The 26,396-nt window shown below is 66.6% G+C and carries 26 protein-coding genes; 21 read left to right on the forward strand and 5 right to left on the reverse strand.

Going from position 1 to position 26,396, the window contains the following annotated elements; genetic code table 11:
* Positions 1-177: 177 nt before the first annotated feature.
* Positions 178-2,301: an MMPL family transporter gene (locus F7O44_RS18440; protein WP_162451736.1), complete on the reverse strand. Its 2,124-nt coding sequence runs from the start codon at positions 2,299-2,301 to the stop codon at positions 178-180.
* Here F7O44_RS18440 and F7O44_RS18445 point away from each other — a divergent pair, their 5' ends adjacent.
* Complete coding sequence (locus tag F7O44_RS18445; protein WP_162451737.1) at positions 2,302-2,556, forward strand: hypothetical protein; 255 nt, start codon at positions 2,302-2,304, stop codon at positions 2,554-2,556.
* 97 nt (positions 2,557-2,653) lie between these two features.
* Here F7O44_RS18445 and F7O44_RS18450 read toward each other — a convergent pair whose 3' ends face one another.
* Positions 2,654-3,946: a coiled-coil domain-containing protein gene (locus tag F7O44_RS18450; RefSeq protein ID WP_162451738.1), complete on the reverse strand. Its 1,293-nt coding sequence runs from the start codon at positions 3,944-3,946 to the stop codon at positions 2,654-2,656.
* Positions 3,947-4,205: 259 nt separating this feature from the next.
* On the opposite strand from F7O44_RS18450, the gene mce reads away from it, so the two are divergent.
* The 7 genes from mce to F7O44_RS18485 all read left to right on the forward strand — a co-directional run bounded on the left by mce (position 4,206) and on the right by F7O44_RS18485 (position 9,359).
* Positions 4,206-4,634 (forward strand): methylmalonyl-CoA epimerase, encoded by a 429-nt coding sequence (gene mce, locus F7O44_RS18455; protein WP_162451739.1) that lies wholly within the window; start codon positions 4,206-4,208, stop codon positions 4,632-4,634.
* Between the two features lie 23 nt (positions 4,635-4,657).
* Positions 4,658-5,833 (forward strand): acetyl-CoA C-acetyltransferase, encoded by a 1,176-nt coding sequence (locus tag F7O44_RS18460; protein WP_162451740.1) that lies wholly within the window; start codon positions 4,658-4,660, stop codon positions 5,831-5,833.
* Positions 5,830-6,774, forward strand: coding sequence for a methylmalonyl Co-A mutase-associated GTPase MeaB (meaB, locus tag F7O44_RS18465; protein ID WP_222851475.1), 945 nt, complete (start codon positions 5,830-5,832; stop codon positions 6,772-6,774). Before F7O44_RS18460 ends, meaB begins: the two co-directional genes overlap by 4 nt.
* A 137-nt stretch (positions 6,775-6,911) precedes the next feature.
* Positions 6,912-7,064: a hypothetical protein gene (locus F7O44_RS18470; protein WP_162451741.1), complete on the forward strand. Its 153-nt coding sequence runs from the start codon at positions 6,912-6,914 to the stop codon at positions 7,062-7,064.
* Between the two features lie 11 nt (positions 7,065-7,075).
* Positions 7,076-7,762, forward strand: a complete 687-nt coding sequence (locus tag F7O44_RS31985; RefSeq protein WP_162451742.1) for a PH domain-containing protein — start codon at positions 7,076-7,078, stop codon at positions 7,760-7,762.
* Between the two features lie 9 nt (positions 7,763-7,771).
* The gene (locus F7O44_RS18480; RefSeq protein WP_222851476.1) at positions 7,772-8,293 is read left to right on the forward strand and encodes a MarR family winged helix-turn-helix transcriptional regulator; all 522 of its coding nucleotides are present in this window, start codon (positions 7,772-7,774) and stop codon (positions 8,291-8,293) included.
* Between the two features lie 109 nt (positions 8,294-8,402).
* Positions 8,403-9,359: a hypothetical protein gene (locus F7O44_RS18485; protein ID WP_222851477.1), complete on the forward strand. Its 957-nt coding sequence runs from the start codon at positions 8,403-8,405 to the stop codon at positions 9,357-9,359.
* Positions 9,360-9,405: 46 nt separating this feature from the next.
* Here the strand turns inward: F7O44_RS18485 and F7O44_RS18490 are convergent, their stop codons facing one another.
* Together F7O44_RS18490 and icmA are read right to left on the reverse strand one after the other, a co-directional pair.
* Positions 9,406-10,344, reverse strand: coding sequence for a tetratricopeptide repeat protein (locus tag F7O44_RS18490; protein WP_162451743.1), 939 nt, complete (start codon positions 10,342-10,344; stop codon positions 9,406-9,408).
* A 60-nt stretch (positions 10,345-10,404) separates the two neighbouring features.
* Complete coding sequence (gene icmA, locus F7O44_RS18495; protein ID WP_162451744.1) at positions 10,405-12,114, reverse strand: coenzyme B12-dependent isobutyryl-CoA mutase large subunit; 1,710 nt, start codon at positions 12,112-12,114, stop codon at positions 10,405-10,407.
* Between the two features lie 117 nt (positions 12,115-12,231).
* On the opposite strand from icmA, the gene F7O44_RS18500 reads away from it, so the two are divergent.
* Positions 12,232-12,687 (forward strand): Rrf2 family transcriptional regulator, encoded by a 456-nt coding sequence (locus tag F7O44_RS18500; protein WP_162451745.1) that lies wholly within the window; start codon positions 12,232-12,234, stop codon positions 12,685-12,687.
* Positions 12,688-12,723: 36 nt separating this feature from the next.
* Here F7O44_RS18500 and F7O44_RS18505 read toward each other — a convergent pair whose 3' ends face one another.
* A complete protein-coding gene (locus F7O44_RS18505; RefSeq protein WP_187361432.1) occupies positions 12,724-13,770 on the reverse strand; it encodes an ABC transporter permease in 1,047 nt (348 codons plus the stop codon).
* Positions 13,771-13,856: 86 nt separating this feature from the next.
* Here F7O44_RS18505 and F7O44_RS18510 point away from each other — a divergent pair, with 86 nt between their 5' ends.
* The 12 genes from F7O44_RS18510 to rbsK all read left to right on the forward strand — a co-directional run bounded on the left by F7O44_RS18510 (position 13,857) and on the right by rbsK (position 26,384).
* Positions 13,857-14,129, forward strand: a complete 273-nt coding sequence (locus F7O44_RS18510; RefSeq protein ID WP_162451746.1) for a hypothetical protein — start codon at positions 13,857-13,859, stop codon at positions 14,127-14,129.
* 101 nt (positions 14,130-14,230) lie between these two features.
* Positions 14,231-15,505, forward strand: coding sequence for a Glu/Leu/Phe/Val family dehydrogenase (locus F7O44_RS18515; protein WP_222851478.1), 1,275 nt, complete (start codon positions 14,231-14,233; stop codon positions 15,503-15,505).
* Positions 15,506-15,587: 82 nt separating this feature from the next.
* The gene (locus F7O44_RS18520; RefSeq protein WP_162451747.1) at positions 15,588-16,196 is read left to right on the forward strand and encodes a TetR/AcrR family transcriptional regulator; all 609 of its coding nucleotides are present in this window, start codon (positions 15,588-15,590) and stop codon (positions 16,194-16,196) included.
* A gap of 164 nt (positions 16,197-16,360) precedes the next feature.
* Complete coding sequence (locus F7O44_RS18525) at positions 16,361-17,374, forward strand: LacI family DNA-binding transcriptional regulator (RefSeq protein ID WP_162451748.1); 1,014 nt, start codon at positions 16,361-16,363, stop codon at positions 17,372-17,374.
* Positions 17,371-18,306 carry a carbohydrate ABC transporter permease gene (locus tag F7O44_RS18530; protein WP_222851479.1) on the forward strand — a complete coding sequence of 312 codons (936 nt, stop codon included), beginning with the start codon at positions 17,371-17,373 and terminating at the stop codon, positions 18,304-18,306. The genes F7O44_RS18525 and F7O44_RS18530 overlap by 4 nt, the downstream gene beginning before the upstream one ends.
* Positions 18,306-19,142: a carbohydrate ABC transporter permease gene (locus tag F7O44_RS18535; RefSeq protein WP_162451749.1), complete on the forward strand. Its 837-nt coding sequence runs from the start codon at positions 18,306-18,308 to the stop codon at positions 19,140-19,142. Before F7O44_RS18530 ends, F7O44_RS18535 begins: the two co-directional genes overlap by 1 nt.
* 23 nt (positions 19,143-19,165) lie before the next feature.
* Positions 19,166-20,503: an ABC transporter substrate-binding protein gene (locus F7O44_RS18540; RefSeq protein WP_162451750.1), complete on the forward strand. Its 1,338-nt coding sequence runs from the start codon at positions 19,166-19,168 to the stop codon at positions 20,501-20,503.
* Positions 20,500-21,450: an ADP-ribosylglycohydrolase family protein gene (locus tag F7O44_RS18545; RefSeq protein ID WP_222851480.1), complete on the forward strand. Its 951-nt coding sequence runs from the start codon at positions 20,500-20,502 to the stop codon at positions 21,448-21,450. Before F7O44_RS18540 ends, F7O44_RS18545 begins: the two co-directional genes overlap by 4 nt.
* 17 nt (positions 21,451-21,467) lie before the next feature.
* On the forward strand, positions 21,468-22,925 hold the full coding sequence (locus tag F7O44_RS31225) for an ADP-ribosylglycohydrolase family protein (protein ID WP_425501397.1): 1,458 nt from the start codon (positions 21,468-21,470) through the stop codon (positions 22,923-22,925).
* Positions 22,922-24,091 carry an ADP-ribosylglycohydrolase family protein gene (locus F7O44_RS18555; RefSeq protein WP_222851481.1) on the forward strand — a complete coding sequence of 390 codons (1,170 nt, stop codon included), beginning with the start codon at positions 22,922-22,924 and terminating at the stop codon, positions 24,089-24,091. The genes F7O44_RS31225 and F7O44_RS18555 overlap by 4 nt, the downstream gene beginning before the upstream one ends.
* On the forward strand, positions 24,088-25,461 hold the full coding sequence (locus tag F7O44_RS18560; RefSeq protein ID WP_162451752.1) for an ADP-ribosylglycohydrolase family protein: 1,374 nt from the start codon (positions 24,088-24,090) through the stop codon (positions 25,459-25,461). Before F7O44_RS18555 ends, F7O44_RS18560 begins: the two co-directional genes overlap by 4 nt.
* The gene (gene rbsK / locus F7O44_RS18565; RefSeq protein ID WP_162451753.1) at positions 25,458-26,384 is read left to right on the forward strand and encodes a ribokinase; all 927 of its coding nucleotides are present in this window, start codon (positions 25,458-25,460) and stop codon (positions 26,382-26,384) included. Before F7O44_RS18560 ends, rbsK begins: the two co-directional genes overlap by 4 nt.
* Positions 26,385-26,396 lie beyond the last annotated feature (12 nt).

Consider the following 26,396-nt stretch of genomic DNA (forward strand, 5'->3'; position numbering starts at 1 on the left):
ACTATTCACGGCAACTACATCGATTTAACAAACCTGGAATGAAACGCAAGTGAACCGTGCACCAGCAGTTCCGTCAACCCCCCACACCGAAAGAGACGATGTGAGACGAGCGCCGCCGCAACGGATGGGAAGGGACCCGAAGGCCCGGTAGCACCGTGTGCCCCGGCTGATCGGCCGCTAGTGGCTCAACTGCAACCGTCGCTGAACTCTACGCAGCGGACCGGGCGCCCACCAGTTGGCTCGGCCCATCAGCTTGAGCAGCGAGGGGACGAGCAGCATCCGGATGACCGTCGCGTCCAGCGCGAGGGCGAAGATCATCCCGATGCCGATGAATCTCATCATCTGGATACCTGACAACGCGAACGCGCCCGTGACGACGATCAGCAACAGCGCCGCCGCCGTGATCACCCGCCCGGAACGGACCATCCCGGTGCGGATCGCAGTCTCGGTGTCTGCACCCTTGGAACGCGCCTCGACGATCCTGGACAGCAAGAACACCTCATAGTCGGTCGACAGCCCGAAGATCACCGCGGCCATGAGAACTATCACACCGATCTCCATCGGCTGCGGTGTCACATTGAGCAGGCCCGCGCCATGACCCTCGACGAAGATCCAGGTCAGAACCCCGAAGGTGGCCGACAGGCTGACCGCTGCCATGATCGCCGCCTTGATCGGCAGCACGATCGAACCGAAGGCGAGGAAGAGCAGGATGAAAGTGGCTCCGAGCAAGATGACCGCCATCAAGGGCAGCCGATCGGTGATCGCGTCGAGGCTGTCCATGTCGACCGCGGTGGCGCCGCCGACCAGAAGTTCGACGCCGTCCGGCGGATCGATGTCGCGGATCGCGGCCACGGCATCCCGTGCATCCGCGCCAGCGGCGGCACCGTCGTAGCGAGCTTCGAACACCACCACGGAGGCCTCGACGGGGCTGGTGCGGTCGACCGCCGTCACCTCCGGCAGCGAGTCCACCTGGTCGGCGACGGCTGCGGTCGCGGCGGCGTCTAACGGACCGGACGAGGTGTCGCCACGCAGCACCACCTGGATGTTGTCTCCGCCGATGGCCGGGAACTCCGCGCTGAGATCCTCGATCGCTACCCGTGCCGGGTCACCCTCAGGAAGCACGCGCTCATCCGGCGAGCCGAACGTGGTGTTCAGGAACGGCGAGATCAAAAGCACCAAGACGGCGAGGATGGGCACCGAAACCAGGACGGGGCGACGCATGACACCATTGGCCAGTCGGGTCCAGAACCTCGTACGATCTTTGCCGCGGCTGCGGAACCAGGGTATCTGCCAGGCGTCAATCCGGTGCCCCATGAGAGCGAGCATCGCCGGCAGCGCGGTCAGAGCCACGATGGCGGCGAGCGTCACGGCCGTCATGCCGCCGTAGGCGAGTGAATTGAGGAAACTCTGCGGGAACAGCAACAGCGTGGACAGCGCCACCACAAGCAACAGCGCTGAGAACGCGACGGTGCGCCCGGCGGTCGCCATAGTGTTGCGGACCGCGTCCTGGGCCGGAACGCCGGCGTCTCGTTCTTCGCGGAACCGGCTGACGATGAACAAGCCGTAGTCGATCGCCATCCCGAGACCGAGCAGCCCGGCGACATTGACGGCGAACTCGTTGACCTCGGTGACGTTCGCGACCAGCCGCAGAATGCCCAGCGCGATCGAGACCGTCAGCACCCCGATGAGCACCGGCAACGACGCGGCGACGACACCGCCGAAGATCACGATCAGCAAGAACATGACGACGGGCAAGGCAATGCCCTCGGCCAGGAAGAGGTCACGCTTGGTCTGGTCCGAGATCGCTGCCTCGACCGGGGCCGAGCCGGTGAGCGTTGTCCCGACACCGTCGACATAGAGCGCGTCCTCGACATCGGCGAGAATCGCCTGCTTCGCGGCTGTGTCTTCGCCGGAGAGCGTGACCAGTGCCAGCGCGCTTCGCCCGTCCTCGCTGATCAGGAATGGCGCCTCGGTCTGCCAGTACGTGGTGACACTGGCCACGGCATGTTCGGGAAGATCAGCCAGCGCGGTGCCGACGGTGGCGGCAAACGTCTGCGAGTCTGCCCGCTCTCCTTCGGGCGCGGTGTACACGGCGACGACATCCGCGGTGGCGGTAGCCGGGTCTGACTGCATGGCGCGATGTGCGTGGACAGCCTCGCTGCCTGGGTCTTCGTAACCGCCCTGGCTCATGGCGTCGAAAACGCCGATCCCATACGTGCCGCCGAGCGTCGCCACGACGATCATGGTCGCGAGCACGATCGACCGGCGCCGGGCTACGAACGATCCCCACCGCGCGAACATATGAGAGACGATATCGGGGTGAACGAGGCGATTGAGACGTGGCCGGACGGAGACTGGGTGGTCCGCAGTATCACCGGGAGCGCGTCAACGAAACCGTACCGCTGCCCGGGGTGTGACCAGCTCATCCGGCCGGCAACACCACACGTCGTGGCCTGGCCGGCCGAGAGCACGTCGTTCACCGGTGCCGGCATCGACGAACGTCGCCACTGGCACACGGGCTGCTGGCGAGCCCGCCATCGCCGCCGACGCAGCTGAGTGTTCAACAGGGCGCGCGACCGCCGCCGACCCAGGTGAGTGTTCACCGGGCACGCGACCGCCGCGGACGCAGCTGAGGTGGTGAGCTAACTACGACCTACTTGTCGTCGATCACTTCTGCTTCAACCACGTTGTCGTCGCCGGATCCGGCGCCAGGAGCGGCCTCCAAGCCCGGTGCACCGACCCCACCGAGCAGGCTGCGCAGCTGGTTGAGGTGCGAGCTGATGCCATCGCGCTGCCGAGTCAGCTCGGCGACCTCGCGCTTTGCGGCAGTCACGCTCTGGTGTGCCTCGGCCTTGGCCTCGGACAGTTGCTTCTCAGCCTGCTGCTTGGCATCGCTGATGAGGTTGTCCGCGTTGCGGCGGGCACTGGCCAAGAGCGCCTTGGCTTGTTCGTCGGCGTCGCGGCGGACCTTCTCGGCGCGTTCCTGCGCAGACTTGGCGCGGGCGTCGGCATCGCCGGCGCGGGTCTCGGCCTCGGCCACCATCTTCTGTGTCTCGGCAACCGCGGACTCGTGCCGCTCGCTGATCTCGCGCTCCAGCTGTTCGCGCTTGGCGACCAGCGTCAGCTCCAGGTCGGTGAGTTCCTTGTCGGCGCGGGCGCGGGCGTCGTCCAGCCTGCTCTGCGCTTCGGCCTTCATCTCCTCGACCTCTTGCTGCGTGGACTTGCGCAGCTCTTCGACATCACGCTTGGTGTTGTTGCGCAGCTCCTCGGCCTCGCGCTTGGCGGTGGCCCGAAGCTCCGCTACCTCGCGCTCGCCCGCTGCCCGCACCCGGTTGAGCTCGCGCTCGGCGTTGGCCTTGCGCTCGCTGACCTCGTGCTCGACCGACGAGCGGATCTTGGCCGCCTCGCGCTTGGCGCTGTCGACCATCTCTTCGGCTTCGCGAGATGCCGAAGAACGCAACTCCTCTGCCTCTACTCGAGCGTCGTCGACCATTTCCTCGGCGGTCCGGCGGGCATTGACTCGGAGTTCGGACGCGTCGCTCTCGGCAGCCGCGCGCATCTCCGATGCCTCGGCCTGAGCCTCCGCACGCATCTCGGAGGCCTCGCTGTCAGCCTGAGCCACGAGCTCGCTCGCCTGCTCCTCCGCCAGCCTCAGCAACTGCTCGATGCGGGCGCCCAGCCCGGAGTACGACGGCCGTTCGACCTCGCGAAGTTCGGTCGTGGCCTCAGCTAGCTCCTGTCGCAGCCGCACGACCTGCTTGTCGAGATCAGATGCACGGCTGCGTACCTGTGCAAGCGTCGCCTCGAGCTGCCGGACGTGCTGCTCGACTTGAATACGGTCGTAGCCACGCATCGCGATGGTGAATCCACCTGTGGGTGAGCTGTCGAAGATCGACAGGCCGTCCGAACCCGATTCGCTGATGGCTACTTCTTGTACCTCGCTCATGGTCTCCCTCGTCGGGGGTGCGGCCCGACCCGGGGCCGCACGTGTCTCGGTCCTACAGTTAGATCAATATTGACGTTGATCATGTCATCACGATCAACGTGTCATGATCGCACTTGAGCTGCTTCCGGGATCCCCCGTCGCAATCGCCTCGCCGCCCAGACAAACAGTACTCGCCTACGGTAGTGGTCCGTAGGCGTGCCCACCACCCCTCAAGGGGCAGAACTGTAAATATCTCCGCGTGTCGGTGAGTATTGTGGTCATGTCTGTCTTCACGACGATCGATCATGTCGGGATAGCTGTTCAAGATCTGGACGATTCGATCTCTTGGTACCAGAACACCTTCGGCATGGAAGTGGTCCATATCGAGGAGAACGAGGAGCAAGGCGTCCGCGAGGCCATGCTGCGTGTCTCCGGCGAGGATGCCGGCGCTCAGATCCAGTTACTGGCTCCGTTGCGCCCCGACTCGCCGATCGCGAAGTTTCTCGACCGGTCCGGCCCCGGGATGCAGCAGCTCGCCTACCGGGTCGCCGATGTCGCGGCCGCCGCGGCGGAACTGCGAGGCCGCGGTCTGAGGTTGTTGTACGACGAGCCACGGCGCGGCACTGGTGGATCGCTGGTCAACTTCATCCATCCCAAGGACGCGGGCGGTGTCCTCGTGGAGCTGGTTCAGCAGCCGCGCGCCCACTGACCTGAGCGCGTTACCCTGATCGTATGGCGGTCATAGTTGGCGGTGCGCGCACGCCGATCGGTAGGTTGCTCGGCTCCTTGTCGCAGTTCTCGGCGACCGATCTCGGCGGATTCGCGATCAAGGCAGCGTTGGAGCGATCCGGGGTGGCGCCGGATACCGTCGAATACGTGATCATGGGTCAGGTGCTCACGGCAGGCTGCGGGCAGATTCCAGCCCGGCAGGCCGCGGTCAAAGCCGGTGTGCCGATGACGGTGCCGGCGCTGACGGTGAACAAGGTGTGTCTGTCAGGTATCGATGCCATCGCATTGGCAGATCAGCTCATCCGGGCCGGCGAGTTCGACGTCGTGGTGGCCGGCGGCATGGAGTCGATGAGCCAGGCCCCGCATCTGCTGCCGGGTTCCCGGACCGGCCACAAGTACGGCGACGCGTCACTGGTCGACCACATGGCCTACGACGGCCTGTATGACGCTTTCACCGATCAAGCCATGGGTGCGCTGACCGAAGCGTGCAACACGTCGGGGCTCGGCCTGACCAGGGAGGAGCAGGACGCTTTCGCGGCCCGTTCTCACCAGCGCGCCGCCCAGGCGTGGAAGGACGGCACCTTCGACGAAGAAGTAGTACCGGTAGAGATCCCGCAGCGTAAAGGCGAACCGGTCGTGTTCGATTCGGACGAGGGGATCCGCGCCGACACCACTGTGGAGTCCCTCGGGCGATTGCGCCCGGCCTTCCAGTCCGATGGCACGATCACAGCCGGGTCGGCTTCGCAGATCTCCGACGGCGCCTGTGCGGTGGTGGTGATGAGCGAGGCCAAGGCGGCCGAGCTCGGACTGGAACCGCTCGCCTCGATCGGTGCGCATGGCGTGGTGGCCGGTCCTGACTCCACCCTGCAGAGCCAGCCGGCCGCGGCCATCCGGGCGGCATGCGCCCGGGAGGGCGTCGACCCGGCCGCGCTGGACGTCGTGGAGATCAACGAAGCCTTCGCGGCCGTCGGTATCGCATCCACCAGAGAGCTCGGCATCGATCCTGACCTGGTCAACGTCAACGGTGGTGCTATCGCTATGGGCCATCCGATCGGCATGTCTGGAGCGCGTCTTGTGCTGCATCTTGCGCTGGAACTGCGCCGCCGTGGCGGCGGAACGGGTGCCGCGGCGCTGTGCGGTGGTGGCGGTCAGGGCGATGCGCTGGTGCTGAACGCGTGAACGTCGATGAGTTGGTCAAGCGGGCCCGCGACGGCGATCCGCGTGCCGTGGCCAGGATGATCTCCCTGGTTGAAAACGACGCTCCGCAGTTGCAGGAGCTGATGGCGGCGATCGTCGCGCACGCCGGCACAGCCGCGGTCATCGGCATCACCGGCTCGCCCGGCGTGGGCAAGTCAACTATGACTTCCGCGCTGGTCAAGGCCTTCCGCGCACAGGAACGCCGGGTCGGTGTGCTGGCCGTCGACCCGTCGTCGCCGTTCACTGGTGGTGCCCTGCTGGGCGACCGGGTGCGGATGCAGGACCACGCGATGGACTCCGGCGTCTATATCCGTTCCATGGCCACTCGAGGCCACCTCGGCGGGCTGTCCGCAGCGACGCCTCAGGCGGTACGAGTGCTCGACGCGGCCGGGTGCGACGTCGTCTTGGTCGAGACCGTCGGGGTCGGGCAGTCCGAGGTCGAGGTCGCGGCTCTGGCCGACACCACCATCGTGTTGCTGGCTCCCGGCATGGGCGACGGTATCCAGGCCGCCAAGGCCGGCATCCTCGAAGTGGGCGACATTTTCGGGGTGAACAAAGCCGATCACGACGGCGCCGACCACGTCGTCCGCGACCTGAAGAACATGACGCGGATGGTGGAGCGCGATCCCGGCGACTGGCGCCAGCCCATCGTCGCCACCGTCGCCTCGACCGGCCAGGGGATCGACGATCTCGTCGATGCGATCAGCAAGCATCGCGACTGGCTGGCCGAGTCGGGTGAGCTGGAGCGGCGCCGGCGCGCCCGGGTGCGAGACGAGATCGAGGCGCTCGCGCTCGCGACACTCCGGCAGCGGTTCGCCGATCTTCACGGCGACGAACGGCTCGACACGTTGGCGGACAAAGTTCTCCTCGGCGAGCTTGACCCGTACTCTGCTGCCGGGGAGATCGTGGCGGCTGTGTCATGATCGAGAGTGGTAGATTTCGGCGTGGCGTCCGGACAGGGGCAGCCTTTGTGCGGTAGAAATCCAGGATGGCGGTCTTGTGACCTCGAGATCCGTCAACGCATCGTGACCATCAGGGGCCAGCAGAAAGGAGGGCGGCGGTGAAGAAAGCGCTGATCATCTTGCTCATCGCATTCGTGGTGTACTTCCTGCTGGCCGAGCCCGAAGGAATGGCCGCGATATTCACCAGCATCGGGTCGTGGTTCGCCGATCTGTTCAACGCCATCATCACGTTCTTCACTGAACTGTTCTAGGGCGTGGACTCGTGCGCACGCCGAGGGACCTGCTCGACGGTCTGACCGACCGGTTCGTGCGTTGGCTGGACCGGGTCGCCGAAGACGGCCTCATCCGGCTCCTGTGGTGGCGGGTCAAGTCCTGGTTCGGTCACCGCATGGTGGCGCGCAAGCTCGTGTCCGGGGAACGGATCATCGTCGAGGTATGCCACAGCGCGATCCTCTACGTGGTGCCTGTCCTGATCGGGCTGGCCGGTCTGATTCTCGGCATCGTCATGGTGCCGTTCGTATCGGCCAACGTCGCGTGGTTCGGAATCCTGGTGTCGCTCGGTCTCATCGGATACAGCTTCGGCAGATCGCTGTACATCGCCCGAGACAGGTTCGTCGTCACCGATTCCCGGGTCTTTCGCGTCTGGGGCCTGTTCTCGTTGCACGAGGCCGAGATGGAGATCGTCCGGTTGCTGGACATCACGGTGAGCCGCCCGTGGTACCTGCGACTGTTCGGGTCCGGGCACCTGGTGCTGGAGAACGCTGCCCAGCAGCAAGGGCTTCGAGACATCGTGTATATCCCGCACCCGCACGGCCTCGCCCGGGTGATTCACAAACGGCGCCGGGAGATGAGCGGCGCCGGCCCGAAACCACCCGAGAAGAAGAAGCCCAACCCGCGGCGACCTGACCATCCGGCCACTAACCGGCCGGTGACGGCTCGCCGGAGGTGAGGAGGGACTGTGCCGGAGCCCCTGGATCTGAACTTTGACCCGATCGAACGTGCCGGGTCCATCTGGCAGGAGCGTTTCGGTCCGGCGGAAGCCATGGCGGCGGCCACCTCCATCATGCGCGTACAGCAGCTGTTGCTCGGTGAGTTCGACCGCATCTGCCGGCCCTACGGACTGACGTTCGCGCGCTACGAAGCGCTCGTCCTGCTCAGCTTCAGCCGCACCGGCGCGCTTCCGATGGCCAAGATCGGTGAGCGTCTGATGGTCCATCCCACGAGCGTCACCAACACGATCCAGCGGCTGGAGACTGCCGGCTTCGTGACCCGGGAGCCCAACCCCCGTGACGGCCGCGGCACCCTGGCCCGGATCACCGACTCAGGGCGCGACGCGGTGAAGAAAGTGACGTCGGAGTTGATGGACGCCGAATTCGGACTGACCGCGCTCGACGACGAGCAGCGACTGGCCGTGTTCGAGCTGCTGCGCACGGTCCGCGTCGCCGCCCGCGACTTCCACACCGATGATCATGAACACTAAGTGACCGTATCGGTCACGTAGTGTTCATGATCATCGGGAGGGCGTCGGGTTATCCACATTCTCGCCGGAACGCTTCCGCCCGCTCGGCTTCGCGTCGAAGATCGATTGCGTGTCCGAGAATACGATGCCGCCTGAACTCGCTGAACTCATCGAACAGCAGGCCGGAATGGTCTCCTGGGCGCAGTTGCGCGCGGCCGGAGTCGGCCGCGCGGCCATCCGGTCGCGACGATGGCGGCAGCGTCACCGGGGTGTTTATGCGACATTCAGCGGCCCGCTGAGCCGCGAGGCCGAGATTTGGGCGGGCGTGCTAAGGGCCGGTCCCGGAGCGGTTGCCAGCCATCAGACCGCAGCCGAGCTCTACGGGCTCACTGAGCGCATCGATGACCGGATCCACGTCACGGTTCCCGCTGATCGCCGAGTGCGTGGGAAGATCGACGGCGTGGTGATCCACTACGCGCATCGCCTGCCGAAAACTCGGCATCCATCCAAGCGCCCTCCCCGGACGCGCATTGAAGATACGGTGCTCGATCTCGTCGACACGTCCCACCATCCTCGCGCTGTCGAAGGATGGGTCACGCAGGCTTGTCAGAAGCGACTGACCACTCCGGAACGCCTCGCAGAAGCCATGGCGGAACGAAAAAAGATCAAGTGGCGGCCGATGATGGAGTCGATGCTCGGCGATGTTGCCGAGGGTGCCCATTCTCCATTGGAACTCAAGTATCTGCGTTCGGTTGAACGCGCGCATGGGCTTCCTCGCGGAATCCGGCAGAGCCGACCATCCGGTGCGCGTATCGTCTGGACCGACGTTCACTACAAACAGTTCCGGTCGGTGGTTGAACTCGATGGACGCGTCGGCCACGAGGGGGAGGGGCAGTTCCGAGATCGTCGCCGGGACAACCGATCCATGGCAGACGGTCTGTGGACGTTGCGTTACGGCCACGCTGACACCTTCGGTTCTCCCTGCGACATCGCCGCCGAAGTCGCGCGCGTCTTGCGTTCGCAGGTTTGGGCAGGTGAACCGAGGCCCTGTTCAGCGGATTGCCCAGCACCGGAACTCAACCGATGATCATGAACACTACGTGACCAATACGGTCACGTAGTGTTCATGATCATCAGAAGAGAGCGCTGGCCAGTGACGCTCGGGCTTTGACAACTCGCGGGTCAGTGGGGCCGATGATCTCGAACAACTCCACCAGTCGCGTGCGTACCCTCTCGCGGTCGTCACCTGCCGCTTGGCGGACGGTGTCGATGAGCCGCTTGAAACCACCGTCCACGTCGCCCTTGGCGAACTCGACATCGGCCGCGACCAGCTGCGCCTCGATGTCAGCGGGATTCGCGTCCGCCGCTGCGCGGGCAGCGGACTCGTCGACGCCCGTGATGCGCCGCAGGAGCTCGACCCTGGCCAGGCCTGCTTTCGCATCGGCGTCGGCCGGAGACTCGGCCAGCACCTGCTGATACGCGGCCGCGGCGGCATCGAAGTCGCCGTTGTTCAACGCCTCATACGCGGCGTCGTACCGGGGATCAGATGCTTCTTCCTCTTCCTGACTCACCTCGGCGCCCGGAACAGGCTCGGCCCGCCCCGTGACTCCGTTCTGAGCCGCCACCTTGAGTAGCTCTTCGAGTACACGACGTACGTCTGCTTCGGGCAACGCCCCCTGGAATAGCGGGACGGCTTGGCCGCCGATCACGGCCAGCACCGTGGGGATGCTCTGTACCTGGGCCGACGCCGCGATCTGCTGGTTGGCGTCGACGTCGATCTTGGCGAGGACGAAGCGGCCGGCATATTCGGCGGCAAGCTTCTCGAGAATCGGCGAGAGCTGCTTACACGGCTGGCACCAGGTGGCCCAGAAGTCGATCACGACCGGAACGGACGCCGACCGGTTGATCACTTCGGCCTGGAACGTCGCCTCGGTGACGTCGATGACGAATCCGCCGCCCGCGCTGCCGGCGGAAGTGCCGCCGCCGGACGAGCTTGCCGGCTGGGCTGGCTGATTCCCCTTCAAAGACGACAGATCCACGGCACCAGGACGACTGAATCCCTTCGAGTTCATGGTCCTATCCTCCATGGCCCGGTCCTGGACTCGCCACAGGGGTCGAGTCCGTTGGTTGGGTCAGAAACGGGCGGGCTCGGTGTAGGACCCCCACTCGTCGCGCAGCGCTTGGCAGATCTCGCCCAGGGTGGCCTCGGCACGGGCAGCGTCCAGCATCGAGGGGATGATGTTGTCGGTGGTCTTGGCCACCTCGGCCAGGTGCGCGAGCGCCGCGCGTACCGCGGTATCGTCGCGGTCGGTGCGGCGCTGGGTCAGCACTCGCCGCTGCTCTTGCTCGACCTCATGAGATACCCGCAGGATGTCGAGATCACCCGAGACGGTGTCGTGGTGGACGTTCACGCCGACCACCCGTTTCTCGCCCTTCTCGAGCTTCTTCTGGTATTCGAAGGCGGAGTCGGCGATCTCGGACATGAACCAGCCGTCTTCGATTCCGCGCAAGATCCCGGCCGTCATCGGTCCGTATTCGCGCTGCCAGCGAGTGTCCCGCTCACCCATCGTCTGAATCTGGGCGAAGATCGACTCCGCTTCGGCCTCGATGCGGTCGGTCAGCGCTTCGACATACCACGAGCCACCGAGCGGGTCGGCGACGTTGGCGACACCGGTCTCTTCGTTGAGGACTTGCTGGGTGCGCAGTGCGATCTCGGCTGCGTGCTCGGTTGGTAGCGCCAGTACCTCGTCCAGGGCATTGGTGTGCAGCGAGTTGGTGCCGCCCAGTACCGCGGCAAGCGCCTCGACGGCGGTGCGGACGACGTTGTTGTAGGGCTGCTGCCCGGTGAGAGAGACACCGGCGGTCTGGGTGTGGAAACGCAGCCATTGCGCCTTCTGCGTCTTGGCGCCGTAGACATCGCGCATCCACCGAGCCCATATCCGGCGTGCGGCGCGGAATTTGGCGATTTCTTCGAAGAAGTCGATGTGTGCGTCGAAGAAGAACGAGAGTCCGGGCGCGAACAGGTCGACATCGAGTCCGCGCGAACGGCCGAGCTCGACGTAGCCGAAGCCGTCGGCGAGAGTGAAGGCGAGTTCCTGTGCTGCCGTGGATCCTGCCTCACGGATGTGGTAGCCGGAAACCGACAGCGGCTTGTACGCCGGGATGGTCTCCACGCAGTACTGCATGAGGTCACCGATCAGGCGCAGGTGCGGCTCGGGGCCGAAGAGCCACTCCTTCTGGGCGATGTACTCCTTGAAGATGTCTGTCTGCAGGGTCCCGTTGAGAACCGACGGATCGACGCCCTGGCGTTCGGCGGCGACGACGTACATGCAGAAAATGGGCACGGCGGGGCCGCTGATGGTCATCGATGTGGTGACATCGCCGATCGGAATGCCGTCGAAGAGCATATCCATGTCGGCTGCGGAGTCGATCGCCACTCCGCAATGGCCGACCTCACCGATGCTTTGTGGGTCGTCGGAGTCGCGACCCATGAGTGTCGGCATGTCGAAGGCGACCGAGAGCCCACCACCGCCCGAGCGCAAGATCATCTTGTAGCGCTCATTGGTTTGCTGGGCGTTGCCGAACCCGGCGAACTGGCGAATGGTCCACGCCCGGCCGCGGTAACCCGTCGAGTAAAGGCCGCGGGTGAAGGGGAACTCGCCCGGCCACCCGATGCGCTCGAATCGAGGGTCGTCGACGCCTGGCTCGGGGCCGTAGACCGGATCGACCTCAAGCCCGGAAAGTGTGGTGAAGTCGGCGTCGCGGACTTGGCCGGCATCGATTGCTGTTTGCATCCGTTGCCGCCACCGCTGGCGTCCGGCCTCGATCTCGTTTGCCTGCACGGCTTCCTCCGTCGGATCGCGGCAGAGTTGCTAGGACGTCAAGTTGTTGGACGTCCTACTAATTATGACAGCTTTGGGTCCCACGCGCACAGGTGCATCGGTGGCAAGATCTGACGTGTGCATGTGACCGCCCGCGCCGACTACGCCGTCCGCGCCGTGATCGAGCTCGCTTCGGTCCGGCCGGCCTCCGCTACCCGGCAACGTCTGGCTGAAGCTCAGGACATACCTGGCAAGTTCCTCGAGGCGATCCTCGGGGACCTGCGCCGCAACGGGATCATCGAGGCGCAACGCGGGGCGTCGGGCGGCTATCGCCTCAGCCGCGACCCGAGCGACATCACCTTGGCCGAGATCGTGCGCGTGGCCGAAGGGCCGTTGGCAGCCGTACGGGGACTGCCGCCCGAGGACACCCTGTATCCGGGGCCGGCCGCACCGCTGACCCAGGTCTGGGTAGCGGTGCGTGCCAGCTTGCGCGACGTGCTGGAGGCCACCAGCGTCGCCGACATCCTGTCCGGGGAGTTCCCGTCGCAGGTGACGGCTTTGCTGGCCCGGCCCGACTCCTGGACCCGTCGCTGATCACCAGCGCTCATGGCCGGTTGGGCGGCGGCGGTCTCAGATGCGAGCGACCTGTGCCGCCGGTCGCCTGGCGTGGCCGATCGCGGCCAGCGCCACACCGAGCACGATCCAGGTGCTGAGTACCAGTACAGGGCCTCCGGCTGCGGCGCCGTCGAAGAATGACGTCGACCTCAGCAGGTTTCCGCCCGCGCCCGGTGGGAGCAACTGGCCCAGTGCTCCCCACCCGGTGGGGAGCATTTCCGGCGCCGATGTGACACCGGACAGCGGGTTGCCGAGCAAGAAAATCACGGCGGCGCCGAGGCCGATGCCGGCCGGGCCGATGAGCGCGTTGAGGCCGATCAGAGTGAACGCTATCGCGGCGATCGTCAACGCGATGACACTCGCGTTGGCCAGATAGTTGCCCTCGAGGGTGCCGAGCCACGGTTGGACGACGAGCGCCGCGACCAATCCGCCACCGATGGCCGCGATCGCCCCGCCGGCCACCCGGCGCCACACGCCGGCGACGGCGAAAGACAAGGCGATTCCGACGATCATGCCGCCCATCACCATCGGGAGTGCGGCAGCGGAGAAACCGGCACCTCGCGGATCGTCGTCGGGCAGCGGGACCACGTCCTCAATCGGTGCTTGAGGCGCTCCCTCTGGGCCACTGGTCATCTGGGCAGCGATCGCCTGCACGACCTGTGCCACTGCGGGGCTGGCTGCCGACGCGGTCAGCACGTGCGGCGGGCCGTCGGGGGTCAGGACGATGGCACCGTACACCTCGCGGTCCTCGATCAACCCCTGCGCTTCAGCGGCATCGGCGACGGGTTCGAGATCGAAGCCATCAGGCACGGCGGCATTGAGCTGCTGCTCCACCTGGGCGACCGCCTCGGGCGGGCCGGCGACGGCGAGTGGAACGTCACGGGGTTCTGTGTTCGCCGCAGGCCACGCGAACGCCGTGATCAAGACGCCCACGAGAAGCGAGAGTCCGATGCCGATCCTGATGGCGGTGTGCCACGACGTTGCCGCTGGTGTGGGCGGGGAAGTGCTGGATTCGGCCGGCGCCGATGTGACGTCGGCTGGCGCCTCGGTTCGTTTGGTCATGTCAACGCTCCTATAAAACGAATGTCCGTTCTCTTAGCTTGTCACATCCAACCTTCCTGCGCAAAGTCGCCTTTGGGGTGCGGGCAATGGACCGCGTCCAGGGGGAGTTCAGCGATCCGAGCGTCGCCGTGCAGGTGACTCTGGATGCGGGGGCAGGAGGCAACGTTCTCGGCGAGCGGGGCCGGGAAGCGATCGAAGCTGCTGAGCGGTTGGCCGTGGAGGTCCTGGGCGCGGACGTGCCGTCAAAGACTCTCCTGCCTCGGTGGCGATCGACGCCACACCGCGCAATGCCGGTGGCGCCCTGGCCGGTTCGGCCGGCGTCAGGTAGGCCGGCCCGTGAGGGGTGGATGCGGAGCTGATGCCGCCCTGTGCGTGTTAGTGTCGTCAAGAAAGGAGAACGGACATTCGTTTTTCTGCTAGTCGAACCGTGTCCGCTACCGGAATCATGTGGAGGTTCCTCGTGACCGCTGTTGAGCCGTTCATCGCCCCGGTTGATGAACTACCTGCTGACGAAGCCATCCGCCGACACGTCGACGAAGCGGCGAGGGCCATTGGGCTCGAGTCCGACGTGGGCGAGGTGCTCGACTCCAGCTACCGCGAGATCAGCGTCCAGGTGCCGCTGCGCCGGGACGACGGCAGCCTGCTGGTTGCCAGGGGATACCGGGTGCAGCACAACGGTGCGCGCGGACCGTACAAGGGCGGCCTGCGCTTCCACCCGGATGTGGATCTCACCGAAGTTCGCGCGCTCGCGTCGCTGATGACCTGGAAAGCCGCGCTGCTCGACTTGCCGTTCGGCGGTGCGAAGGGAGCGCTGCGGGTCGATCCGGGAGAACTGTCCGATCGGGAGCTTCAGGCGCTGACTCGCCGCTTCGCGATATCGATCAGCCATGTGATGGGCGTGTACCGTGACATCCCAGCCCCTGACGTGGGGACGAATGCTCAGGTCATGGCCTGGTTCATGGACGCTTTCAGCAGTCGCCACGGATACTCGCCGGCTTCGGTGACCGGCAAGCCGGTGGATCTCGGGGGTGCGCCAGGGCGCGAGGCCGCTACGGGGCGCGGGCTGGTCTACATGCTGGAGGCCGCGGCCCGCCGGTGGGGCTGGGATCTCACCGACCGACGGATGGTGGTCCAGGGGTTCGGCAATGTCGGCTCCTGGGTCGCTCGCGAGCTGGACGCGCTTGGCGCCCGGGTCATCGCGGTCAGCGATGTGAGCGGTGCCATGCTCAACGACAACGGGCTGGACATACCCCGGCTGGTGCAGACGGTCAATGCCGGCGGCCGTGTCACGGACGCGGACATCTCCTACGTCAAGCTGTCCCACGACGAGCTGCTGACGCTCGAATGTGATGTGCTTGTTCCGGCCGCGCTGGGAGACTGCATCACCTCGGCGAACGCCAGGAACATTCAAGCATCGGTAGTGCTGGAAGGTGCTAACCATCCGGTGACACCACAAGCCGATGCCGAGCTCGCCGAGCGAGGGATCACGGTCATTCCGGACATCCTCGCCAACGGCGGTGGCGTTACCGGGTCCTACTTCGAGTGGACCCAGAACATTCAGCAATTCACGTGGACGGAGAATCGCTTCAACGCTGAGCTCCGCGAACGGCTCGACCGGGTGTTTGACGAGGTCGCGTCTTACGTGGAACAGCGCGAATGCACGTATCGGCAGGCGGCATACGCCATCGCCCTCGAACGGGTGGTGCGGGCCATTCAGCTACGCGGATACGTCTGAGCGGGCCTGGTGGTGTCTATCGAGAGCATCGTCGTGGCTGTCCGCCGCCTGCGCAAGCCGGCGCCTCGCTATGGTGGCACTTATGCCGCGCGTCACTGAAGCCCATCTAGCTGCTCGTCGTCAGCAGATCCTCGAGGCGGCCTGGCGGTGTTTCGCCCGCAACGGGTTCCACGGAACGTCCATGCAAGACATCTTCGAGGAGTCGGGGCTTTCGGCCGGCGCAATCTACCGTTACTTTCCCGGCAAGATCGATCTCGTCCAAGCCACCGCCGAATCCGTGACCGGAGATATCGCGGAGGTATTCGACCTGATCGACGCCATCGAGCCAGTTCCCGATCCGCCGGCGACCTTCCGGCTGGTCATCGAGCGGATTGTCAGCGCCATCGCCGACGGCGAGGTCGATCGGAGCAGGATCGCGGTACATGTCTGGTCGGAGGCGCTCCGGGAACCCCAGGTCGGAGTCCTGGCTCGTGAGGTGGGCAGGGCAGTCAGGGACAGATGGGTGCCCATCGCCGCTCGATGGAGAGCTGCCGGGCACATGCCCGCGGACAGCGATCCCGCCGAGGTGGCCCGCCTGATGTACGGGCTCATGGTCGGATTCGTCCTTCAACGCCAGCTGTTGGGAGACATCACGCCGGCTCAGTATCTTGATGGGTTTTCCAGCCTCTTTCGTGGCGGCGAGCAGAGCTGACCCAAGCTCGCTGCCGCCGTCGATCCTTCGCTCGCGCGTAACGGCTTGATGTCGGTGGGTTGACACCCACGTGTCCGAGGGCCTTCAATGGTCGCCATCCCGGAAGCGCTTCCGCCGGGATGGCGACCAGGCTCGGAAGCGCTTCCGAGGAGGACTCCAAACTGATGAGCGGACCGTCTCGACCCACCATTTACGCGGTCGCCAAGGTCGCCGGCGTCTCTATCTCCTCGGTATCGAGGGCGCTGAACGGCAACACGTCGAATCTGGACATGGTGGCCAGAGTCAAAGCCGCCGCCGAACAGGTCGGCTACGTCCCCAGTGCGGTAGCGCAGTCGCTGACGACGCAGCAGACCGGGCAGGTCGCCTTCGCCATGGAGGACATCGGCAACGCGGCGTATCTCGCGATGGTCCGCGAGATCCAGCCCCGGCTCCGCGAGGTCGGGTACCGATTGCTGTTGCACGCCACCGGCGCCGACGTCCAGGACGAGATCGAGGTAGTCGAGAGCCTGGCGCAGAAATACGTCGATGGGCTCATCCTGTGCCCGATCCGAGTAACCAGCCGGCATATCGCGGCGCTTCGCGACCCCGCGGTGCCGGTGGTCGTGATCGGTCAACTGCCCGATGAGGTTGCCGTCGACAACGTGCGCACCGACTCCCGCCTCGGAGCGCGGCTCGCGGTGGAACATCTTCATGCCGGAGGTGCGCGCCGCATCGCGTTCGTCAATGGCCCGGCGGACACGATCCCCGGGCAGGCACGTTACGCCGGATACCAGGACGGGCTGCGAACCTGCGGACTGGGCCTGGACGACACCTTGGTCGAGTTCGCCGACTTCCAGGTCGGTGCCGGGCGCGACGCGGCGGCCCGGCTGCTCGCGCGAAGCGACCTCGATGCCATCTTCGGTGCCAACGACCTGATCGCCCTTGGCGCCATGCACGCCCTCCGTTCGGCCGGCCGGTCGATCCCGGACGACGTCCAGGTTGTCGGCATGGACGACACCACGCTGGCCGAGACCAGCTTCCCGCCACTGACCAGCGTGTCGCTCGGGTCACGCGAGCGCGGCCGCATCGCCGCGGACATGCTGCTCGGCCGGCTGCGCGCGGAAGCGAACGTGCCGCAGCGAGTCACGGTGGCTCCGTCGTTGACAGTCCGCGAGAGCACCCGGGAGGTGACAGGTTGAGCGTGCAGGCACCTCCCCGCCGGGGAAAGGCGCGAACACAGCCCACTGCGCGCCGCAACTTCCTCGGGCTCGACCGGGAAGGGCTGATGCTGGCCGTGCCGGCGCTGATCCCCGTCGTCATCTTCAGCGTCTACCCGCTGCTGCGGGGTATCTACCTCGGCTTCACCGATGCCCAGGCCGGGCGGAACACCGAAACGAGCTTCACCGGGTTCGAGAACTATCAGCGGCTGATGGGGGACTCCTACTTCTGGGAGTCGTTTCGAGTCGGGCTGATCTGGGCGTTCTCCGTCACGATCCTGCAGTTCTTCGCCAGCCTAGGGCTGGCCCTGCTGCTCAACCAGAAGATCCGGATGCGCTGGCTGGCCCGGACGCTGGCGCTGGTGCCCTGGGCCATGCCACCCGTCGTCATCGGCATCATGTGGCGGCTGATCTATCACCCGAACGCGGGGCTGGCCAACAGTGTGCTCAAAGACGTGGGGCTGATCAGCGAGAACATCGACTGGTTGTCGTCATTCTCGCTTGCGCTACCGGCGGTGATCCTTGTTGGTGTCTGGGCCGGTATGCCGCAGACCACCGTCGTGTTGCTGGCCGGGTTGCAGAGCGTGTCACGAGAACTGCACGAAGCCGCCTCCATGGACGGGGCCAGCACGTGGCAGCGGTTCCGGAACGTGACCTGGCCGGCGATCGCTCCTGTGGTCACCGCCATGACCACACTCGACTTCATCTGGAACTTCAACTCGTTTGGGTTGGTCTACGTGCTGACCGAGGGCGGCCCCGGCGGCGCGACGCGGTTGCCGCTGCTGTTCGCCTATGAGGAAGCGTTCCGCTACGGCAACTACGGGTATGCCGCTGCCCTCGGCAACGCGATGGTCCTGGTCATAGCCGTGTTCGTCGTCTTCTACCTCATCCGTCGTATGAGGGAGGCGAAGTGATGGACCGTTCCCGCCCCGTCGCCACCACGCTGAAATACGCGGCGCTGTTCGCCTATCTGGTCTTCCTGGCGTTTCCGCTGTTCTGGCTCATCTCCACGGCGTTGAAGACGCCCCAGGAGATCGCGCTGATCGAGCCGACGATGATCCCGAATGAGCCGACGTTCGACAACTTCCGGGCGGCGTTCAGTGAACAGCCGATCGCTCGCTCGATCGTCAACACCGCCTTCGTGTCCAGCGTGTCGGCGTTCCTGACCGTGCTGCTGTCGATCCCGGCGGGCTACGTGATGGCGCGTTATCGCTCCGTCGTGAGCCGAGCCGCCATCGTCTGGGTCCTGCTCAGCCAGATCTTTCCATGGGTGCTGGTGATCATTCCGCTGTTCCTGCTGCTCCGGGACTTCGGGCTCTACGACAGCCATCTCGGGTTGATCACCGTGTACGTGGTGTGGAGTATGCCCTTCGCGCTCTGGATGCTGCGCAGCTACGTCGCCGGTATCCCTTATGAACTCGAGGAAGCAGCCGCGATGGACGGGGCTACCAAGGCGCGGACGTTGCGCGAGGTCATCGCTCCGCTGCTTGCCCCGGGCGTCGTAGCCGCTGGACTGTTCGCGTTCGTCTCGGCGTGGAACGAGTTCCTGTTCGCCTTGGTGCTGATCCGTGATCCGGATCTGCAGACCCTGTCGCTGACGCTGGTCAAGTTCATCGGCGCCGAAGGAGTGGCCCGGCTCGGGCCGCTCGCTGCCGCGTCGCTGGTCGCGACCATCCCCAGCCTGATCTTCTTCGCCTTCATGCAGCGTCGCCTGACCGGCGGCCTGCTCGGCGGAGCCGTCAAGTCGTGAGTCCCCAACGAAGGAGAATGAGCATGATCACCAGGAGACGGTGCACCAGCGCAGTGGCCGGGCTCGCCGGCGTCGCGTTGCTGTTGAGCGCGTGCGGCAGCGATGACTCGAACGGATCGACGCGGTCGAACGACTCCGAACAGTCTGACGACGCCGGCACCCCCGACGAACCGATCAGTCTCACGTTCCAGACGCTGGCCTGGCAGACCGCCTCGGTCGAGGCCAACGAGGCGATCGTCGAGGCATGGAACGACGAGAACCCCAACGTGCAGGTCGAGCTTCTGCAAGGGGACTGGAACAACGTCAACGACCAGTTGCTGACCGCTTTCGAAGGTGGCACCGCGCCGGACGTTTTCCACTACGAGTCCACCACGCTGCAAGAGTTCGCCGACCGCGGCAATGTGCTCGACCTGGCCGGGTACCTTTCCGACGAGATCCGTGCGGACATCCGCGAGGGCGCCTGGGACACCGTCACTTACGGCGAGGGCGTGTACGGCGTGCCATTCCTGCAGGAGTCGCAGGTGGTCTTCGCCAACGCGTCGATCCTGGAGGACGAGGGCATCGAGCTGCCAACGCTCGACGATCCGTGGACGTGGGACGAGTTCGCCGAGGTGGCCCGGGAGCTCACCACCGACGACCGATACGGCGCCGTCTACCCGCTGCGCTCGCCGGCCAACCGAATCCTCAACCTCTCGCGCAACTTCGGCGGGGACTTCTTCAGCGACCCGGCGGGAGAGGCGACGGCGGTGTTCGGCGATGCCGAGAGCGAGGCGCTGAGCCGGATCCACGACATGCTTTACGTCGACGAATCAGCCGCTCCGGACGGCCTCGGCATGTCCGCGTCGGATTCGTTGCCGGCATTCTTCGATGGCCAGTACGCGATGCTGCCTGGGGCCATCTGGCTGCGGCAGCAGCTCATCGAACAGGCTCCTGACGACTTCGAGTGGGTGACACTGCCCGCGCTGGCCGGAGACAGCCAGGCCCAGGGGGCCGTCGCACAGACCATGTCCGTCTCCGCCGACACGGAGTACCCCGAGCAGGCGGTCGAGTTCATCGAGTACTTCCTCAACCCGGAGAACCAGGTCCAGTTGGCCGCCGGTGACTGGCTGCTGCCGACGAGTCAGGAAGCCGCCGCCGCGCCGGAGCTCAACGACCCCGAGACCGGCTGGGACATCGCCGTGGCCACGGCCGACGACCTGGAGATCGCTCCCTTCCAGTTGGTCAAGGGGTTCGAGGAGTGGAAGGACAAGGTCGCCAACCCGGCCCTGCAGGAATTTTTCAGCGATGAGATCACCCTCGACGAGCTCGGCCGTAAGCTGACCGACGAGGGCAACAGCATCCTGGAGCGGTACCACAGGTGAACCCAACCGAGCGGGCGCGAGGCTGCCTCGTCGGTCTCGCGGTCGGAGACGCGATGGGCGCCCCGGCAGAGAACATGACCGCCGGGGCGATCGCCGAACGCTGGGGCCAGGTCACCGGCTTTCTCACCGATGCCAGGGCCGGCACGGACGACACGGAGTACGCCGCCTTCAGCGCGCTGCTGCTGCTTGACCACGGCTCTGCCCTGACCAGCGAACACGTAGCCGATGCGTGGACGAAGCACCTGGTCCGTCGCACCGGCGGTTTCCCTGGTGCGGGGTTCAGCGAGCTGGGCACGGTGGAGAACCTCCGGTCCGGTCTCCGGCCGCCGGCCAGCGGGGAGCATCTGCATTCGTGGAGCGACGGCTTGGCGATGCGGGCCGCCGTGCACGGCGTGTTCGCGGCCGGCGACCCGGTGGAGGCAGCACGGCTCGCCGCGGTCGACGGCGCGGTGAGTCACGCGGGCGAGGGTGTCTACGCCGGTCAGGCCGTGGCAGCCGCGGTGTCCGTCGCGATGTCCGGTGCTGATGTGGATGGGGTGGTCGCTGCGGCCCAGGCGGCCGCGCCTCCGGCGTCATGGACCGCCCGATCGCTCGACTCGGCTGTGGCGCTGCACGCTGATCCGGAAGCGTTGCTCGATGCACTGGTGACCCGCCGCTACCCGTGGACCGACCTCGCACCGGAGGCGGCCGGCCTGGCCTTCGGCGCGTTCATTGCGGCCCGCGGCGTATTCGAAGCGGCAGTCCCGGCCGCCGTGTCGATGGGCCGGGACGCCGACACCACCGCGGCCATCGCCGGCGCCCTGGCCGGTGCATCCGGCGGGCTCGCGGCGATCCCGAGCCAGTGGTCCGGATCGATCGGCCCGGTGACGGGGCGCTGCCTCGGCGACGTCGTCGCGGGACTACATCTGGCCGGCCTGGCCGACCAACTCGTAGGAGCGACGCCGTGAACGATGACCCCAGCGTCCTGCGAAGTGAGGGTCACGACGCTCGCTCGGCAGGACGCAACGGACGAGGCGGGGCGTTGATCGGCCTGGCGATCGGCGACGCCGCCGGCTGGCCGGCACGGCAGCACCGCTCGCACCTCTTGCCTTCGTGGACTCGGAGGCTGCGGCGTGAGCTCGACACGTTCGCCGAGGCCGAGGAGGTCACCTCGCTCCCGGTGCCGTTCGCGCTGAACCAGGAGCCGGGTCCGCTGCGCCTCGGTCCCAGCGACGACGCTGAATGGGCCGCTTGGACCCTCACCTGGCTGCGCGCCACCGATCCGCTCACCCGCCAAGCCGTGCACGACACATGGCGCGAAGCAGCGACATCGGAGAATCTGCCGCGAGGGCGGATCAGTACGGCAACGGCGGCCGACGCTCTGCGCAAGGGATCTCGTCCGCCTCAGACCGGGCAACATAATCCACATCACTTCGACGACGCTGCGGCCGTGCGTGCGGTCGCCATCGGAGCGGTCATCGCCGACCCGGATCGCGCCGCGGACGTCGCCGAATGGGACGCCGAGGTCACCAACGCCGGCGACGGCGTGTACGCGGCCCGCGCCATCGCGCGGATGGTCTCGTTGGCAGCTTCATGGCCTCCTGTAACGGGTAGCGAGGCTGAGCGGCTCGGAAACGTTACGCCAGGCCACGAAGTAGCCGCACCCGCAGAAGGTGAGACGCGTACGGAGGGCGAGGGGCTGGAGAGCGGCGGAGGTCCGTCCAGGGCTCGGGCGGGCATCGGCGAGCGAGGACGATGGCGAAGCCCGTCTCCGAACGAGTCCGCGGGCGGGGACGGACCTCCGCCGCCCTCCAGACCTGCGGAGGTGGTGCGGGGCGAGCGCCGGGATGGACCTCCGGCGCCGTCCAGCCTCGCGGGGGTGGTGCGGGGCGAGCGCCGGGATGGACCTCCGGCGCCGTCCAGCCTTGCGGGGGTGGTGCGGGGCGAGCGCCGGGACGGACCTCCGCCGTTCTCCGGCCTTGCCGAGGCGGCGCGCGAAGTGCTGCTGGCGGAACTGCCTCCGGAGACGCTGATCGGCCGGACGACGCGGCGGGCGCTCGAGCTGACGAGGGACGCGTCGTCGCCGGCCGAGGCGGTGCCGTTGCTCGACGACGTGGTGGACCGGGTGTACTCGTACGGCACGGCGGCCGCGCAGACTGTCGCGGTGGCGGCGGCTCTGGCCGGGGCAGCGCTGCGTAACGGCACACTGCCGATCGAGGCGGTCACGGCGGCGGCTTGTCTGCCGTCGCTCGCCGATAGCGCTCCAGCCTTGACCGGCGCGTTGGTCGGTGCGGTGGTGGGTGTTGATGCGTTCCCGGCGAGCTGGGTCGAAAGATGCAGGGTGCTGGCCGGGTGCTGTGCTCCGCCGCTGGCCGGCGTGGACATTCTCGATCTTGCCGGAGGCTCCGGTGATCTTGCACATGACGAAGGGAAATATCTGTGATCAGCAATGCCCCGCCCCCGGGTTCTTCGCGGCTGACCGATCGAGCGGTCGGCTGTCTGCTGGGGGCGGCCGTCGGCGATGCGCTGGGTGGCGCGACAGAAGGATGGTCGCCTGCCCAGATCCGCGAGCGCTGGGGTGGGTGGGTGGAGGGCATCGTCGGCCCGTACTACGAGAACTGGCGCACGGCCCGGCCGATCGCGCCGTATCACAAGGGCGATGGCCACATCACCGACGACACCCTCATGACGCATCTGCTGGTAGATGTGTATACGCAGGCCAAAGCCCATCTGACGGCGTACGACGTGGCGGAGCGGCTGGTGCCGCTGATGATCGGGCGGCAGGTGTGGATCCCGGAACTGGAGACGGAGGCGCTGCCGCTTCAGCGGGTGTTCCTAGCGGAGAAATATATGGCGTTACGGCTGCACTGGGCCCATGCAGACCCCCGCGAAGCGGGTGTCGGTAACGCCGTGAACTGTGGGGCGGCCATGTACATCGCGCCAGTCGGCATTGTGAACGCGGCGGACCCGGATGCGGCTTACGCGGAGGCGGTCGACGTCACCGGTGCACATCAGGCGTCGTACGGGCGTGAGGCGGCTGGGGTTATGGCGGCGTGTGTGGCCGAGGCGGCCCGGCCGGGCGCCACGGTCGATGACGTGGTCGCGGTGGCGCTGCGGCTGGCCAAGGACGGTACCCGGGCCGCGATCGATGCCGTCGTCGAGGCGGCTTCGGGAGCGCGGCACTGGACGGACGCGATCGAGTCGGGGCAGTTGCGCAAGGCGATGCGGGCCTACGACACGGTTGGCGAAGACTACCGCGACCAGGGCCTGGGAGCCCGCCGGCCGAGCCGGACGCACAGCATCGAGGAACTTCCCGTTGCCCTCGCCATGCTGGTGATCAGTGGTGGTGAATGGCGGGACGCGGTACTGGGCGGGGTCAATTACGGGCGTGATTCGGATTCGATCGCGTCGATGGCCGGGGCCATCGCCGGGGCCCTCGGCGGGCAGGCCGTGGTGCCAGCCGATCTGGCGGCGGATGTCGCCGAGGCGAGCCGCACCGACCTGCTTGAGCCTGGCGAGCGGCTGGCCGAGGTAGCGGTGGAGATCCGCGCGGCGGATCGGGCCCGACGGGCCGCCGCGGACGAGGACTTCCGGCGGATGCTCGAATGATGCGCTTGACGTGGGTACAGCCAGAGGATCTGGTTGGGCATGCGCTGCATCAGGCGGCATACGACGGAATCGACGTTGCCGATCTGCGAGAGCGCTGGGTGGCTGCCGGAGGGAACCCGGAACCGTTACATTCGGGTGCGTCGGGGCGAGCTGTCGGTGAAGCTCTGCGCCGATTGGCGTTAGATGTGCTCGACGAGGTGGATGGGCGTCCGTCGCCGTTCGACGTCGACGAGCCGACGGATCTGGATGCGATCCGGGCCGTGGCGCCAGGATTCGCGGCCGGACGAGTTTTGCCTGAACCCGGGCATGGAGTACTTCTCGACCGGATTCAGGGCGCCTGGACCGGCCGGGCAGCTGGATGCCTGCTGGGCAAACCGGTGGAGAAGGTCCCGCGGGCCGGCATCCGGGAGATCCTCGAGTCGACCGGACGCTGGCCGCTGAATGGCTGGTTCACTGCTGAGGGCCTTCCCGATGACGTCGCGGCACGCTGGCCCTGGAACCGGCGGAGCGCGGCCACCAGCCTGGCCGAGAACATCGACGGCATGCCCGAGGACGACGACCTCAACTTCCCCATGCTCAATCTGTCTCTCCTCGAACGGCACGGCGCGGCACTGAGCACCGACGACGTCGCCGCCGGGTGGCTGGCCGAGCTCCCCGCCGGCCGGGTGTTCACCGCGGAGCGCGTCGCGTACCGAAACCTTCTGCTGGGCATCGCGCCCGAGCGGGCTGCCCGGGTGCGCAACCCCTTCCACGACTGGATCGGCGCCCAGATCAGAGGCGACGTGTACGGCTGGGTCAACCCGGCAGACCCGGCAGCCGCGGCGGAGCTCGCCTGGCGAGACTCGGTTCTGAGCCATACCCGCAATGGGGTCTACGGTGCGATGTTCGTGGCCGCGGCCGGTGCCGCGGCCGTGGTCTCGGACACGGTCGACGACGCTCTCGACGCGGGCATGTCCGTCGTGCCCCCGGCGTCCCGATACGCCGAGGCGGTCCGGTTCGCACGCTCGTTGCCTGGGGTATACGACGACTTCGAATCGGCAGTGGACGCGATCGAACGGCGATTCGCCGGTCTACATTGGGTGCATGTGCTCAACAACACCGCGTTGATGGTCGCGGCGCTCGTGTTCGGTCAAGGGGATTTCGCCCGATCGGTCACATTTGCCGTCAGCGGTGGGTGGGATACCGATTCCAACGGCGCAACTGTAGGTTCTTTGGCGGGTGGTCTGTCGGGATCGTCCTCGTTGCCGGAATACTGGGCCGCGCCGTTGCGAAATCGAGTCACGTCGACGCTGGCCGGTTTCGACGGCATCGGCTTCGACACGCTCGCCCGGCGCACCCTCGCCGTGTCCGGGTGGATGGGAGAGACATGAGCGAGAAGACCATCGTGGTCCTGGGCAGCGCCAACATGGATCTAGTCGTCAGTACTGAACGGGCCCCTGACATGGGAGAAACGGTGACGGGGCGCACGTTCCGCACCGTGCCCGGCGGGAAGGGGGCCAATCAAGCTCTGGCCGCCGCCCGAGCTGGCGGGACGGTCCGATTTCTCGGCGCCGTAGGCGACGACGAGTTCGGGCACCGTATCCAGAGACTGCTCTCCGCCGACGGAGTCGACGTCAGCGGGATGACCGCCAGCAACGAGCCGACCGGCACGGCACACATCACCGTGGACGGTGGCGGTGGCAACTCCATCATCGTGGTGCCTGGTGCCAACGGCACCGTCACGACGCTCACCGACGAGCACCGGGGCGTTATCTCGTCGGCGGCCACATTATTGCTGCAGCTCGAGTTGCCGCTGAAACTGGTGACCGAGGCATCGGCGTTCGCCCGCTGGGCAGGCGTGCGAACCGTGCTGACGCCGGCGCCGGTTATCCCGTTGCCGGAAGCGTTGCTCGACAACGTCGACCTCCTGGTGGCCAACGAACATGAGGCCGCGGTGCTGGCCGGGCACCCGGGCACGGGCTCGGCCATCGACGAGGCAGAGGCCATGGCACGTACACTCGCCAAACGCACCAAGGAGGTGGTCGTCACCCTTGGCGACCAAGGTGCGATGTACGCCTCGGGCGCAGGCGCCCCGGTCCATGTGCCGGCTTTCGAGGTCGACGCGGTGGACACGACCGCCGCCGGCGACACGTTCGTGGGTGTCCTCGCGGCCGGACTGGCCGAGGACCTGCCTGCCGAGGTCGCGCTGCGGCGAGCCTCCGCCGCGGCAGCGCTCGCCGTCAAACGCTTCGGTGCGTCTACATCAATGCCGACCCGGCGGGAGATCGACAAGTTCCTCGCCGCCAACGAATGACAACCAGCAACG

Source organism: Phytoactinopolyspora mesophila (genome assembly GCF_010122465.1).
Lineage (GTDB): Bacteria > Actinomycetota > Actinomycetes > Jiangellales > Jiangellaceae > Phytoactinopolyspora > Phytoactinopolyspora mesophila.

What these genes read in the sequence shown, in the direction of transcription:
- F7O44_RS18440 (WP_162451736.1), bottom strand. Translation starts at nt 2,301, where the DNA reads ATGTTCGCGCGGTGGGGATCGTTCGTAGCCCGGCGCCGGTCGATCGTG.
- F7O44_RS18445 (WP_162451737.1), top strand. Translation starts at nt 2,302, where the DNA reads ATGAGAGACGATATCGGGGTGAACGAGGCGATTGAGACGTGGCCGGAC.
- F7O44_RS18450 (WP_162451738.1), bottom strand. Translation starts at nt 3,946, where the DNA reads ATGAGCGAGGTACAAGAAGTAGCCATCAGCGAATCGGGTTCGGACGGC.
- mce (WP_162451739.1), top strand. Translation starts at nt 4,206, where the DNA reads ATGTCTGTCTTCACGACGATCGATCATGTCGGGATAGCTGTTCAAGAT.
- F7O44_RS18460 (WP_162451740.1), top strand. Translation starts at nt 4,658, where the DNA reads ATGGCGGTCATAGTTGGCGGTGCGCGCACGCCGATCGGTAGGTTGCTC.
- F7O44_RS18490 (WP_162451743.1), bottom strand. Translation starts at nt 10,344, where the DNA reads ATGAACTCGAAGGGATTCAGTCGTCCTGGTGCCGTGGATCTGTCGTCT.
- F7O44_RS18505 (WP_187361432.1), bottom strand. Translation starts at nt 13,770, where the DNA reads ATGACCAAACGAACCGAGGCGCCAGCCGACGTCACATCGGCGCCGGCC.
- F7O44_RS18510 (WP_162451746.1), top strand. Translation starts at nt 13,857, where the DNA reads ATGGACCGCGTCCAGGGGGAGTTCAGCGATCCGAGCGTCGCCGTGCAG.
- F7O44_RS18520 (WP_162451747.1), top strand. Translation starts at nt 15,588, where the DNA reads ATGCCGCGCGTCACTGAAGCCCATCTAGCTGCTCGTCGTCAGCAGATC.
- F7O44_RS18525 (WP_162451748.1), top strand. Translation starts at nt 16,361, where the DNA reads ATGAGCGGACCGTCTCGACCCACCATTTACGCGGTCGCCAAGGTCGCC.
- F7O44_RS18535 (WP_162451749.1), top strand. Translation starts at nt 18,306, where the DNA reads ATGGACCGTTCCCGCCCCGTCGCCACCACGCTGAAATACGCGGCGCTG.
- F7O44_RS18540 (WP_162451750.1), top strand. Translation starts at nt 19,166, where the DNA reads ATGATCACCAGGAGACGGTGCACCAGCGCAGTGGCCGGGCTCGCCGGC.
- F7O44_RS18560 (WP_162451752.1), top strand. Translation starts at nt 24,088, where the DNA reads ATGATGCGCTTGACGTGGGTACAGCCAGAGGATCTGGTTGGGCATGCG.
- rbsK (WP_162451753.1), top strand. Translation starts at nt 25,458, where the DNA reads ATGAGCGAGAAGACCATCGTGGTCCTGGGCAGCGCCAACATGGATCTA.